The sequence below is a fragment of the Achromobacter sp. DH1f genome, from assembly GCF_000633435.1.
Classification (GTDB): domain Bacteria; phylum Pseudomonadota; class Gammaproteobacteria; order Burkholderiales; family Burkholderiaceae_B; genus Achromobacter; species Achromobacter deleyi.
The window spans coordinates 205730-219026 of the sequence record NZ_AYMF01000011.1 but is presented as its reverse complement, the minus strand read 5'-3'; the positions used below and the strand labels follow the sequence as shown (position 1 = coordinate 219026).

General features: G+C 68.1%; 13 protein-coding genes. 4 read left to right on the top strand and 9 right to left on the bottom strand.

The annotated features are described in order from the left end of the window. Positions 1 to 53: 53 nt before the first annotated feature. The 7 genes from U858_RS0112045 to U858_RS0112015 all read right to left on the bottom strand — a co-directional run bounded on the left by U858_RS0112045 (position 54) and on the right by U858_RS0112015 (position 7359). Positions 54 to 1613 carry an acetolactate synthase large subunit gene (locus tag U858_RS0112045; RefSeq protein WP_025137409.1) on the bottom strand — a complete coding sequence of 520 codons (1560 nt, stop codon included), beginning with the start codon at positions 1611 to 1613 and terminating at the stop codon, positions 54 to 56. A 174-nt stretch (positions 1614 to 1787) separates the two neighbouring features. Further along, entirely contained in the window at positions 1788 to 2540 is a 753-nt protein-coding gene (locus U858_RS0112040) for an amino acid ABC transporter ATP-binding protein (RefSeq protein ID WP_025137408.1), read from the bottom strand. Positions 2541 to 2544: 4 nt separating this feature from the next. After that, complete coding sequence (locus tag U858_RS0112035; protein ID WP_025137407.1) at positions 2545 to 3237, bottom strand: amino acid ABC transporter permease; 693 nt, start codon at positions 3235 to 3237, stop codon at positions 2545 to 2547. 30 nt (positions 3238 to 3267) lie between these two features. After that, a complete protein-coding gene (locus tag U858_RS0112030; RefSeq protein WP_025137406.1) occupies positions 3268 to 4059 on the bottom strand; it encodes an ABC transporter substrate-binding protein in 792 nt (263 codons plus the stop codon). 39 nt (positions 4060 to 4098) lie between these two features. Continuing rightward, entirely contained in the window at positions 4099 to 5007 is a 909-nt protein-coding gene (locus tag U858_RS0112025; protein ID WP_025137405.1) for an arginase family protein, read from the bottom strand. A 302-nt stretch (positions 5008 to 5309) separates the two neighbouring features. Next, positions 5310 to 6176: an IclR family transcriptional regulator gene (locus U858_RS0112020; protein WP_025137404.1), complete on the bottom strand. Its 867-nt coding sequence runs from the start codon at positions 6174 to 6176 to the stop codon at positions 5310 to 5312. A 160-nt stretch (positions 6177 to 6336) separates the two neighbouring features. Further along, the gene (locus U858_RS0112015; protein WP_025137403.1) at positions 6337 to 7359 is read right to left on the bottom strand and encodes an amino acid ABC transporter substrate-binding protein; all 1023 of its coding nucleotides are present in this window, start codon (positions 7357 to 7359) and stop codon (positions 6337 to 6339) included. Positions 7360 to 7713: 354 nt separating this feature from the next. On the opposite strand from U858_RS0112015, the gene U858_RS0112010 reads away from it, so the two are divergent. The 4 genes from U858_RS0112010 (at position 7714) to U858_RS0111995 (ending at position 10979) form a co-directional block, all read left to right on the top strand. Next, positions 7714 to 8736: a tripartite tricarboxylate transporter substrate binding protein gene (locus tag U858_RS0112010; protein WP_025137402.1), complete on the top strand. Its 1023-nt coding sequence runs from the start codon at positions 7714 to 7716 to the stop codon at positions 8734 to 8736. A 68-nt stretch (positions 8737 to 8804) separates the two neighbouring features. Then, positions 8805 to 9485 (top strand): 3-oxoacid CoA-transferase subunit A, encoded by a 681-nt coding sequence (locus U858_RS0112005; RefSeq protein WP_025137401.1) that lies wholly within the window; start codon positions 8805 to 8807, stop codon positions 9483 to 9485. A gap of 25 nt (positions 9486 to 9510) precedes the next feature. Continuing rightward, complete coding sequence (locus U858_RS0112000; protein WP_025137400.1) at positions 9511 to 10152, top strand: 3-oxoacid CoA-transferase subunit B; 642 nt, start codon at positions 9511 to 9513, stop codon at positions 10150 to 10152. After that, complete coding sequence (locus U858_RS0111995; protein ID WP_025137399.1) at positions 10152 to 10979, top strand: IclR family transcriptional regulator C-terminal domain-containing protein; 828 nt, start codon at positions 10152 to 10154, stop codon at positions 10977 to 10979. Before U858_RS0112000 ends, U858_RS0111995 begins: the two co-directional genes overlap by 1 nt. A 68-nt stretch (positions 10980 to 11047) precedes the next feature. Here the strand turns inward: U858_RS0111995 and U858_RS0111990 are convergent, their stop codons facing one another. Together U858_RS0111990 and U858_RS0111985 are read right to left on the bottom strand one after the other, a co-directional pair. After that, positions 11048 to 12097: an L-threonylcarbamoyladenylate synthase gene (locus tag U858_RS0111990; protein WP_025137398.1), complete on the bottom strand. Its 1050-nt coding sequence runs from the start codon at positions 12095 to 12097 to the stop codon at positions 11048 to 11050. A 4-nt stretch (positions 12098 to 12101) separates the two neighbouring features. Then, a complete protein-coding gene (locus tag U858_RS0111985; RefSeq protein ID WP_025137397.1) occupies positions 12102 to 13292 on the bottom strand; it encodes a 5-(carboxyamino)imidazole ribonucleotide synthase in 1191 nt (396 codons plus the stop codon). Positions 13293 to 13297: the final 5 nt, after the last annotated feature.

Genomic DNA, 13297 nt, shown 5'->3' with positions numbered 1-13297 from the left:
AGCCCCGCCGCGCCGATGGCCGGCGCGGCGGGGCCTGCCAGCATTCCGTCAGATCAGATCAGCGCTTCGATCAGGAACGGGCCGCGGCGCTTCAGGCCGTCTTGCAGCGCACGGGCGAAGCCTTCGACCGTGTCGACGCTGACCGCTTCGACGCCCATGCCGCGCGCCAGGTGGGTCCAGTCCAGGTAGGGTTCTTCCAGGTCGAGCATGCGGCGCGCATTGCGGCCCGGTTCCTGCACGCCGACGTTCTTCATTTCGCCGTGCAGCGTGGCGTAGGACCGGTTGGCCAGGATCACCGTCAGGCAATCGAGGTTTTCGCGCGCCTGCGTCCACAGCGCCTGCAACGTGTACATGCCGCTGCCGTCGGCCTGCAGCGTGATGACCTTGCGATCCGGGCAGGCCACCGCCGCGCCCGCGGCCATCGGCAGGCCGATGCCGATGGCGCCGCCGGTCAGCATCAGCCAGTCGTGCGGGGCGCTGCTGGCGCTGTAGATCGGAAATTCGCGGCCCTGGGTGATCGATTCGTCGCAGACGATCGCGTTTTCGGGCAGGTGATGCGCGACCAGGATATTGACCGCGGCGCCCGTCAGCTTGCCCGTGGCCGGAACCTCGTAGGCGGCGGCCGGCGCGGCCAGGCGCGGCGCGTCGGCGGCGATGCCCAGCTCGTCGGCCAGCCATTCCAGCGCATGCGCCAGGTCTTGCTCGCCGGTGGCCAGCACCACTTGCTGGCAATCGGGCGGGGCCAGCAGGCTGGGCTTGCCGGGATAGGCAAAGAAGCCCACCGGCGCCTTGGCGCCGGCCAGCACCAGGTGGCGCACGTCTTTCAGCTTGGCCACGGCCAGGTCGATGGGGTACGGCAGCCGGTCGACCGGCGTGCGAGCGCCGCCGCGTTCGATGCGGCGGTTGGACGTTTCGGACAGCAGGCGCACGCCGGTGGCGCGCGCAATGCGGCCAGCGGCATTGAGCGCGCGGTCGCGCAGCGCGGCGCCGCCCAGCATCAGGGTCGTGACCTCGCCGCTACGGATCGCCTGGGCGGCGGCGCGCACGGCGTCGATGGACGTGTGCGGCACGGCGGCGTCGGTGACCTTGACCGGCGCGGGCGTATCGGCCGGCAGTTCAGTCCAGGCCGTGTCGGCCGGCAGGATCAGCGTGGCGATGTTGCCCGGCTTGCGGCGCGCCACCGCAATGGCCTCGGCCGCATCGGCGGACATCGCCTGGGCGGTCAGGCTGCGCTTGACCCAGTGCGACATCGGCCGCGCCACGCCTTCGACGTCGCTGGTCAGCGGTGCGTCGTACTGCACGTGATAGGTGGCGTGGTCGCCCACGATGTTGACCATCGGGGTGCGGGCGCGCTTGGCATTGTGCAGGTTGGCCAGGCCGTTGCCCAGGCCCGGACCCAGGTGCAGCAAGGTGGCGGCCGGCTTGTCGGCCATGCGGGCGTAGCCGTCGGCGGCGCCGGTCACCACGCCTTCGAACAGGCCCAGCACGCAGCGCATCTTCGGCTTGCGATCCAGCGCCGCCACAAAGTGCATCTCGGACGTGCCTGGATTGGCAAAGCAGACGTCCACATCGTTGGCAAGGAGGGTGTCGCAAAGACTGTCAGCGCCGTTCATCGTGTTTCCCTGGTAGTTTTGTTGGCTGGGGCCGGCGGCGGCGCGCCGGCCCATTGGCATGATAGGTAGCGTAGCGCAAACCCGGTAGAGCCATTTCCGGCGCCAGGCATGGAACCATTTTGCGGGTTCCGGCAGTCGGAATTTAGAGGCTGCGGCACCGAATGCACCGCGCCCCTACGCCAGGATCTGCCCCAGGAAGGCCTGCGCCCGTTCGGAACGCGGCGCCGAGAAGAACTGCGCCGGCGTGTCGACCTCGACGATCGCGCCCTGGTCCATGAACACCACGCGGTCGCCGACTTCGCGCGCGAAACCCATTTCATGGGTCACGCACACCATCGTCATGCCGTCGCGCGCCAGCGACACCATGGTGTCCAGCACTTCCTTGACCATCTCGGGGTCCAGCGCCGAGGTGGGCTCGTCGAACAGCATGATCTTGGGCTGAATGCACAGCGCGCGCGCAATGGCCACGCGCTGCTTCTGCCCGCCTGACAACTGGCCCGGATACTTGGCCGCGTGCTGCGGGATCTTGACGCGTTCCAGGTACTGCATGGCGCGCTGCTCGGCCTCTGCCTGCGCCACGCCCTTGACCAGCATCGGCGCCAGCGTGCAGTTCTCCAGCACGGTCAGGTGCGGGAACAGGTTGAAGTGCTGGAACACCATGCCCACTTCGGCGCGGATGCGCTCGATGTTCTTGACGTCGTCGTCCAGCTCGATGCCGTCGACCACGATGCGGCCCTTCTGGTGCTCTTCCAGCCGGTTGAGCAGCCGGATGGTGGTGGACTTGCCCGAGCCCGACGGGCCGCACAGGATCAGCTTTTCGCCGGGGCTCACTTGCAGGTCCAGCCCGTCCAGCACCTGGAAGTCGCCATACCATTTCGAGACGCCCTGCATCGTGATGATGGGCGCCGCGCGATTCATTCCGTCCATGGCGTCAGGCCTTCGAGATGTCGTGGTTGTCACCGGCGCCGCTCCAGTAGCCCGGCACGGTCAGGCGCTTTTCAGAGCGGCGGAACAGATAGGCCAGGATGCTGCACAGCGCGAAGTAGATGACGCCGACCATGGTGTAGACCGTCAGCGCCTGGAACGTCGCGCCGGCCAGCATTTCACCGGCGCGCATCAGTTCGTACACGCTGATCACCGCCACCAGCGAGGTCTCTTTGATGAGCACCAGCGCGTAGTTGCCCAGCGCCGGGAAGATCGTGCGCAGCGCCTGCGGCAGCACGATGCGTTGCAGCCGCTGGCCACGGCGCAGGCCCAGCGCGCGCGCAGCCTCGTACTGGCCCGTATCCACCGACTGGATGCCGCTGCGGAACAGCTCGGCCAGGTAGGCGCCGAAGTTCAGCGTCAGCCCCAGCACGCCGGCCACGAAGCCGTTGATCACCACGCCCATTTCCGGCAGGCCGTAGTAGATGTAGAACAGCTGCAACAAGAGCGGCGTGCCGCGGATGATGTCGATATACAGGCGCGCGGCGCGGCTCAGCGCCCGATGCCGCGACAGGCGGCACAGGCAGACGACCAGGCCCAGCGCCACCGCCAGGAATGCCGAACAGAAAAACAGCGCCAGGGTCCAGACCGTGCCCTCGGCCAGGGGGGTCAGGTACATGCGCAGGGTAGCGAGATCCAAGTCGTGCTCCTTATCCGTGCCGCGGGGGCCTTATTTGCTGAGCAGGTCCGACACGCCCCACTTCTGCCCGATGGCGGCCAGTTCGCCGTTGCGCTTCATCTCGGCCAGCGCGGCGTTCACGGCCTCGAGCAGCGCGGCGTTGCCCTTCTGCACGGCCATGCCGACCTGCCACTTGCGCTGCGGCTGGTAGCCGGTGTCCAGCTTCACGCCCGGAATGTTCTTGGTCTTGATCTGGTAGATGATGCTGGGCGGGTCGACGATGCCCAGGTCGATGCGGCCGGCGCGCACGTCGGCAAGCAGCGTCGAATAGTCCTGGTAGGTCGACACCTTGGTGCCGGGCATGTCCTTGATCATGTTGAACTGCACCGAGTCCACCAGCACGCCGACCTTCTGGCCCTGCATGTCTTCGAACTTGCCATAGCGCCGGGTGGCCTTGTCGCTGACCACGATGCCCTCGCCCCACTCGTACACCGGCGCCGAAAAGTCGATGGCGCGGGCGCGTTCCTCGGTGATGAACAGCGGCGCCGACATGACGTCGGCGCGGCCCGAGGTCAGCGTCGGGATCAGGCCCGAGAACGGCACGTCGGCCAGCTTGTCGGCCACGCCCAGATGCTTGGCCACGGCGGCCGCCACGTCGACCATGATGCCTTCCAGGCGGTTCGACTGCGGGTTCTTGAAGCCGTGCGGCGGCGCGGACGCGGTGGTGACCACGTTGAGCGTCTTGTCGGCGCGCACGTCGTCCAGCGTGCGCGCCGCAACGGCGCCGGCCTGGGACAGCAGCGCGGCCGAGACCAGGCCGAGCAGGATGGATTTGAGTTTCATGGAATTCCCCTTGTATGAATGAATGCCGCGGGCGCCGTGTCAGGCCGGACGCCCTTGCGGGTACTGCCGTACCGCCACCGCCGCCAGCGCGCAGAATTCCTGCATGACGGTAGCGGCCAGGAAAGCCGTGGCGCCTTGCACATCCTGCGGCGGCGACACGGTGTTCACGTCGAAGGCCACGAAGTTCAGGCCGGCCAGCTGGCGCAGCAGGGCCAGCCCTTCCTTGGGCGAGAGGCCGCCCCACTCCGGCGTGCACACGCCCGGCGCGCACGACGGATCGAAGATGTCCATGTCGAAGCACAGGTACACCGGCCGCTGGCCGATGCGCTGCTTGATGTCGTCCAGCGCGCCCTTCTGGTCGGCATCGAACTCGTCGTACGGCACGATCGTGTAGCCGACCTCGCGGCCGAATTCCAGGACGCCCGGCATGAAGGAGCTGCCGCGCGTGCCCACGTGGAAGCTGCGCTGCACGTCCAGCAGGCCCTCTTCGGCGGCGCGGGTGAAGGTGGTAGCCGTGTTGTAGCCAGGAATCGGATAGGTGTCGGTGTGCGAATCGAAATGCAGCACCACGAAGTCCGGGTGGCGCCGCGCCACGGCGCGCAACTGCGGCAGCGTCACCGCGCCGTCGCCGCCCATCGAGATGGGAATCGCGCCGGCATCCAGGATGGCGCCGATGCCCGCTTCGATCAGCGGATACGACGCATCCGGGTCGCCCGGATGGCAGGCCACGTTACCCACATCGATGGCGCGCAGGAATTCCGGCGGGTTGTCGATGCCATGGCGGCGAAAGATGTCCACCGGCCGCAGCAGCCGCGACTGCTCGCGGATGGCATCCGGCCCCTGGCGCGACCCGACGCGAAACGGATGCGTGCCGCAATCGAACGGAATGCCCACGACGCAGGCGCGGGCCTCGCCGGTGCCGGCCAGGCGGGCCGACGGCAGGCCCATGAATCCCGAAACGGGGTGAAAGCAGACTTCGGCGGACGGCGACACAGCGCGGCTCCCTGGCGTCGGCCAGCCGCGTCGAAGTCGCGTCTGGCCGAAAATTTAGATTCAATCGAATCGCTGTGCGATACGATCACGTCAAAATCAGAGTAACGCGCAAAAAGACCAGCCGCCAATTAGGGAATTTCCCTGAGCGGCCCGTCTAATACTTGATTAAATTTATCGGAAATCAGCCGTGACCGGCTCCCGCATGGTGCGCCGCGCGCGCACCCGAATGCAGCCTGCCCTGGGGCAGGCCCGCGCGGTCAGGCCTCGTCGCCCGAGGACGGCAACGCGCCCCGCAGCGAGCCGCCAGGCGGCTCCCATTCATAGAACGGATGCGAGCGCCCCAGCGTGCGGGACGCGCTGATGGCGTGGGCCGTTTCCACCACCTGGGGGCCGAACACGGCCTGCGCCTGCTCGAACGACCAGCGGCTGGATGGCACCGACACATTGACCGCGCCCAGCGGCGTGCCGCCCGCGTCCAGCACGGCCGCGCTGATGGTCATGTCACCCGGATAGAACTCGCTGTTGGAACGCGCATAGCCATGCCGGCGTGCGAATTCCAGTTCGGCCATCAACGCATCCAGATCGGTGATGGTGGAGGCCGTGAAGGGCTTGCGGTCGCAACGCGCGAGCAGGCCGCGCGCCACGTCCGGGTCCAGGCGCGCCAGCACGGCGCGGCCCGATGCCGTGGTGTACAGCGGCAGGCGCATGCCGACCGGCATGTTGACGAACATTTCCTTGTGGGTGGCAAAGCGCGCCACGTAGACCATGTCCAGCCCATCGGGCTCTGCCAGGCTGCAGGTCTCCTGGCAGTTGCGGTTCAGCGAGTGCAGGAACGGATTGCCGCCCAGCACCAGCGGGCTGGTCTGCACATACTTCATGCCCAGCTCCAGCGACCACGGCCCCAGCGAGAACTTCTTGCTGGCCGGATCCTTGCGCAGATAACCCAGGGTCCACAGCGTATGCGCGAAGCGCTGCACCGAGCTTTTGCTCAAGCCCGTGGCCTCGGCCAGTTCGGGCAAGGTCATCGCCGGCCGGCCTTCGCCGAAGGCCCTGAGCACGGAGACGCCGCGCGCCAGCGCGGCGATGAACAAGGGGGAATCCTCGGCGGGTTGGGGTTGCGTCATGGCGCGCGGAGCGTCCGGTGGAAAAGCGCATAGCGTACCGCATAATGGTTCAACCATATCGCATGGCGATCCCCCAGGCCCCTCCTGGCTGCGACTCACGCCCTGCGCGACGGCCAAAAAAAACGGCCCGCGAACGGGCCGTTTGCTCATGCCGCCGCGCTCAGCGGATCGGCCACGGGTACATGGCGCCGCCCTTGCTCCACAGCGCGTTGGTACCGCGTTGCAGGCCCAGCTTGCTGTCCTTGCCGACGTTGCGCTCGAACACTTCGCTGTAGTTGCCCACGGCCTTGATGGCGTTGTAGGCCCACTTTTCGTCCAGGCCCATGTTCTTGCCGGCGCCCGGCGTCACGCCCAGGATGCGCGCGACGTTGGGGTTGTTGCTCTTGAGCATTTCGTCCACGTTCTTCTGCGTGATGCCGTATTCCTCGGCTTCCAGCAGCGCGAACAGGGTCCAGCGCACAATGCCCAGCCAGTTCTCGTCGCCCTGGCGCACCATGGGGCCCAGCGGTTCCTTCGAGAAGCGTTCCGGCAGGATCTCGTAGTCGTCCGGCTTGGCGACCTGGGTGGCGCGCACGGCGGCCAGTTGCGAGGCGTCGTCGGTGAAGGCGTCGCAGCGGCCCGATTCGAACGCGCGCACGACTTCGGTGACCTTGTCGATCACGACCGGCTTGAATTCGATGTTGTTGGCACGGAACCAGTCGGCCAGGTTGAGCTCGGTGGTGGTGCCCGGCTGCACGCAGACGGTGGCGCCGTTCAGTTCCTTGGCGCTTTTCACGCCGAGCTTCTTATTCACCAGGATGCCCTGGCCGTCGTAGAAGCTGGCGGCCACGGCCGACAGGCCCAGCGAGGTGTCGCGGGTCTGGGTCAGCGTGACGGTGCGCAGCAGCACGTCGACTTCGCCCGATTGCAGCGCGGTGAAGCGTTGCTGGGTCGACAGCGCCGTGCCCTTGAATTTGGTCGGATCGCCGAACACCGCGGCAGCCACGGCGCGGCAGATGTCCACGTCCATGCCTTCCCATTCGCCCTTGCTGTTGGTGGCCGAGAAACCAGACACGCCGTCAGTCAGGCCGCATTGCACATAGCCCTTCTTCTTCACTGCATCCAGCGTGGGGCCGGCCACCGCTGCCTGGGATACGCAAGCCAGGGCCAGGGCGCCGGCAGCAAACGAGATCAACCGCTTCATTATTGCTTCTCCTGAATTAGATGCCCGCGCCGGCCTGTAGGCCCGCTGCGGCTGAAACCGAGCCCATGCTTTGTGGGCCGGCCGCCAGATTACGCGATGTCCACGGCGTGAACAACGCGCACAGGCCTAGTGGAAACCCCAGGTGAAAGTGTCCTGGAAACGTAGGTGAAGTCCGATCACCGAACTTTATCCGCATCCCTCCCCCCCAGCGGCCTCTCCCCTGCGTGCCATACTTTTTTCGCGCCTTGTCCGAAAGGCGGCGCGATCGACATTCCCACAAAAAACCGGCCGCGCCATTCAAAAAAACCTCGGGCGCGCGCTGGCTCAAGGCCGACTCATGGAGGAGACAAATCCATGGCACAAGCAAGGAAAACGCAGCCCCGCCACCTTGCGGCAGGACATCGCCGCCACGCCCTCAAGACCCTGCTCTGCGCCACGCTGGCCGCCTGCGGCCTGGCCACGGCCAGCGCCGCCCAGGCCGCCGACGACTGGCCCAGCAAGCCCATCAAGGTGATCGTGCCCTACACGCCGGGCGGGTCCACCGACATCGTCACGCGCATCGTGATGGAAAAGCTCGGCCCGCGCCTGAAGCAGACCATCATTGTCGAGAACCGGCCAGGCGCCAACAGCAGCGTGGGCGCGGGTATCGCCGCCAAGGCCGACCCCGACGGCTACACCTTCCTGTCCATCCTGCCCGCGTTCATCATCAACTTCCACCTGTACAAACTGCCCTACAAGCCCGACGACCTGACGCCGGTGGCGCAGATGGCCGACCTGCCGCTGTTCCTGTTCGTCTCGCAGGACCTGCCCGTGAACAGCGTGGCCGAACTGGTGGCCTATGCCCGCAAGCATCCGGACAAGCTCACCTACGCCTCCAGCGGCAACGGGTCCAGCGCGCACCTGACCGGCGCCGACTTCGCCCTGCAGAACAAGCTCACCATGACGCACGTGGCCTACAAGGGCAGCGCGCCGATCCTGACCGACCTGCTGGGCGGGCGGGTGTCGATGGTGTTCGACCCCATCCTGGTGCCGATGCAATACGTGAAGCAGAACCGCCTGAAGGCGCTGGGCTTCACCGGCAAGGCGCGCTGGCCCACCGAACCGGCCGTTCCCACCATGGAAGAAGCCGGCATGCCGGGCTTTGTCACCGGGTCCTGGGCGGGTCTGATGGCGCCGGCCAACACGCCCAAGCCGATCATCGACCGCATGGCGCGCGAGATCAGCGACATCGTGCAAGAGCCCGATGTGCGGCAGAAATTCCTGGACGCCGGCTTCTTGCCCGCCAGCGGCACCAGCGACCAGTTCGCCCAGCTGATGAAGCAGGACTCGGCGCGCTACGCCGACATCATCAAGCAGGCGCACATCACACTGGACTGAGCCGCCCCCCGGCGACGCATCCACGGGGCGCGCCGGCAACTCGCGCCCCGCCCGACCCGAAGGCAACCATGATCGACAAGTTCATCGACACTCCCCACGCCGCGGTGGCCGGCATCCATGACGGCGCCACCGTGCTGGTCAGCGGCTTCGGCGGCGCCGGCATGCCTACCGAACTGCTGCACGCCCTGATCGACCAGGGCGCGCGCGACCTTACCGTGGTGAGCAACAACGCCGGCAACCGCGAAACCGGCCTGGCCGCGCTCATCAAGGCGGGCCGCGTGCGCAAGGTGATCTGCTCGTTTCCCAAGGCCTCGCATTCGTGGGTATTCGACGACCTGTACCGCCAGGGCAGGATCGAACTCGAATGCGTGCCGCAAGGCACCATCGCCGAACGGCTGCGCGCCGCGGGCGCCGGACTGGGCGGCTTCTTCACGCCCACGGCCTACGGCACCGACCTGGCCGCCGGCAAGGAAACCCGCATCATCGACGGCCGCGGCTACGTGTTCGAGGCGCCGCTGCACGGCGACTTCGCGCTGGTCAAGGCCGACCAGGCCGACCGCTGGGGCAACCTCACCTACCGCAAAAGCGCGCGCAACTTCGGCCCCATCATGTGCATGGCCGCCAAGACCACCATCGTCCAGGTGCGCGCCAAGGCCACGCTGGGCGAGCTGTCGCCCGAAGCCGTGGTGACGCCCGGCATCTTCGTCACGCGCGTCACCGAAGTGGCCGACGCCGCATTTTCCAGCTAGGCCCAGCAACTTCAAGGAACCCGCAATGCCTACCCCCCTGACCCGCGAGGCCATGGCGCGCCGCCTGGCTCGCGACATCCCCGACGGCAGCTACGTCAACCTGGGCATCGGCATGCCCGTGCTGGTGGCCGCCCATTTGCCCGCCGGCCGCGAGATCGTGCTGCACAGCGAAAACGGCATCCTGGGCATGGGCCCGCCCCCCACCGACGACGCCATCGACCTGGACCTGATCAACGCCGGCAAGCAGCCGGTCACCCTGCTCGAAGGCGGCGCGTACTTTCACCACGCCGACTCGTTCGCCATGATGCGCGGCGGCCACCTGGACATCTGCGTCATGGGCGGCATGCAGGTCGCGGCCAACGGCGACCTGGCCAACTGGTCGCTGAACAAGCCGGGCGAGGCGCCGGCCGTGGGCGGCGCCATGGACCTGGCCGTGGGCGCGCGCAGCGTGTTCATCATGATGGAACACAACAGCAAGAACGGCTCGCCCAAGATCGTCGAACGCTGCACCTATCCCTTGACCGGCGCGGGCGTGGTGGACCGCATCTACACCGATCTGGCCGTCATCGACATCACGCCGGACGGCCTGTGGGTCCGGGATATGATCGACGGCATGACCTTGACGGAACTGCAGGCGCGCACCGGCGCGCCGCTGCGCGCAGGCTGATGCTGCCCAACCTTCCCCCGCCCGGCTACGCCGCGCCGCTGGCCCCCGAAGACCACCCCGACCAGTTGCGGGGCGATCCCGACTACATGCTGACACTGGCGCGCGGCCTGCACGTGATCCGCGCGTTCGGCACGCGGCGCCATCCGCAGACCGCCGCCGAACTGGCGCGCCGCGCCGACCTGCCGCGCGCGGTGGTGCAGCGCTGCCTGCACACGCTGATGCTGCTGGGCATTGCCGAGCAGCACGGACGCCAATACGTGCTGACCCCGCGCATCCTAGGCCTGGGCTATGCCTACTTCTCGTCGACGCCGTTCGTGTCGCTGGCCCAGCCGGTGCTCGAAGAGCTCAGCGCCACCGTCAACGAGACCTGCGCGCTGGCCATCATGGAAGGCCACGAGATGCTGTACCTGGCGCGCTCCGAGGTGAACCGTCTGCTGGCCACGTCGATGGGGCTGGGCAGCCGCTTGCCCGCCTATTGCACGTCCATCGGGCGGGTGCTGCTGGCGCAATTGTCCGAGCCGGCACTGGCGCGTTACTTCGCCGCCGTCGACCTGCAACCCTATACGGAATACACGCTGGTCACCGAAGCGCGGCTGCGCGCCGAACTGGAACGCATCCGCGAGCAGGACTACGCAGTCGTCGACCAGGAACTCGAACTGAACGTGCGCGCGATCTCGGTGCCGGTGCGTTCGGCCAGCGGCAAGGCCTGCGGCGCGGTGAACGTCAGCGTGAAGGCGGCGCGGGTGCCGCTGGAACGGCTGACCGGCGAATTCCTGACGCCGATGCGGCAGGCGGTGGAACGGATCGGGGAATTCCTGGCGGCGTGAAGGACGGGACTTACAGGTCCACGGCGTGAGGGACGGCCCCTACAGGTCCGCGTAGGAAAAGACAGACCTTACAGGTCCGTCGTGTCCAGCGTGAACGCCGCCGCCGCGCGGCCGATGCGGTCGTTGACCGCGTGCCAGTCGTCGTTGTCAGGCGGGGCCTGCACGATGATGCGGGCAAAGCCCTGGCCGTCCAGGTCGCGCAGCAGCGCATACAGCGCCTGCGCGTAGCGCGCCGGGTCCGCCGGCACCTGTTGCCATTGAATTCGGGCATCCAGGCCCGCAGGGGGCGGCGCGTACGCCACCACCACGACCTTGCCTGCCGGCAGGCCGCGGCCTTGCAGCACGGCCTGCAAGCGTGCATCGGACGCCAGTTCCAGCGCGGTGCGCGGCGCGTAATGCGCCTTGAGCGTACCCGAAGCGCGCGGGGCCGCGGCGTCCGGCGCGAACACCTGCACGCCCAGCACCGCTTCGATCTGCGCGGCGCTGATGTGCCCCGGGCGCAGCAGCACCGGGCCCGCGCCGCGATCCAGCCGCGACAGGTCCAGGATGGTGGATTCGATGCCGACCTCGGACGCGCCGCCTTCCAGCACCGGCATGCCCGCGGCGACCTCGTCGGGGAATTCGTTTTTCACATGGTCGGCGCGGGTCGGCGAGACCTGGCCGAACTTGTTGGCCGACGGCGCGGCCACGCCGCCCTGCCCGTTCGGCTTGCCCGCCGCGAACGCCGCCAGCAGCGCCTGCGCCACCGGATGCGAGGGGCAGCGGATGCCGATGCTGTCCTGGCCGCCGCTGACCGTGTCGGCGATGTGCGGCGCGCGCTTGAGGATCAGCGTCAGCGGACCGGGCCAGAAGGCGTCGATCAGCAGACGGGCTTCGGGCGGCACCTCGGACACCCAGTACGACAGGTCGCCGTGCGGCGCGATGTGCACGATGACAGGGTGATTCGACGGGCGGCCCTTGGCGGCGTAGATCTTGCCCACGGCCTGCGGGTTCTCGGCGTCCGCCCCCAGGCCGTAGACGGTCTCGGTGGGAAACGCCGCCAGCTCGCCGTCCAGCAGGCGCTGGGCGGCGGCGGCGATGTCTTGCGCGCTGGCAGTAAGGGACGGCTGGACAGGCATGGCGTTACTCGGGCGCTTGCATGCCCAGCGCGGCGGCCACGCGCGCGGCGTCGGCCTGCGCTTCGCGCAAGCTGGCAGCGACGATGGTGACGTGGCCCATCTTGCGGCCACGGCGCGCTTCGCGCTTGCCGTACAGATGCAGCTTGGCGGTGGGCACGGCCAGCGCGGCGGCCCAGTCGGGTTCGCGCTGCGCATCGCCGGTGGCCGACGGATACCAGATGTCGCCCAGGATGTTCAGCATCACGGCCGGCGCCAGCAGGTCGGTGCTGCCCAGCGGCAGGCCGGCCATGGCGCGCGCCTGCTGCTCGAACTGGCTGGTGACGCAGGCGTCCATGGTGTAGTGGCCGCTGTTGTGCGGACGCGGCGCGATCTCGTTGACGATCAGGCTGCCGTCCTGCAACACGAAGAATTCCACGCACAGGACGCCGTGATAGCCCAGGCCCTGCGCGATGGCTTGCGCGGCCTCGGTGGCGCGCGCCTGGCGTTCGGCATGGGCAGCATCCTGCTTGACCGGCGCCGCAGTGGACACGGCCAGGATGCCGTCGCGGTGCACGTTGCGGGCCACCGGGAACACCACGCTCGCGCCATCGAAACCGCGCGCGATCACGACCGAGATTTCGTAGTCCAGCGGCATCAGCGCTTCGAGCACGCAGGCCACGCCGCCGAATTCGGCGAAGGCGGCCAGCGCGGCTTCGCGCGTGTCGATGCGGGCCTGGCCCTTGCCGTCGTAGCCCAGCCGGGCCACCTTGAGAATGCCCGGGAACAGCGCATCGGGCGCGGCATGCAGGTCGGCTTCGCTGCGGATGGCCGCGTGCGGCGCCACCGTGATGCCTTGGCCGGCGATGAAACTCTTTTCGGAAATGCGGTCCTGCACGATCGCCACCGCATCGGCGGCCGGGCTGACGCGGCAGCGCGTGGCCAGCGCGCGCAGGCTGGCGGCCGGCACGTTCTCGAATTCGGTGGTGACGGCCTGACAGGTGCTGGCCAGGCGCTCGAGGCCGGCCTCATCGTCGTAGGCGGCCTGGATGTGCAGGTCCGCCACCATGCCCGCGGGGCATTCGGCGGCCGGGTCCAGCACCGCGACCTTGTAGCCCAGGCTTTGCGCCGCGTGGCAGAACATGCGGCCCAGCTGGCCGCCGCCGAGCAGGCCAAGCCAGCCGCCGGGTGCGATGGAGAAAGCAGTCGATTGCGTCATTCGGA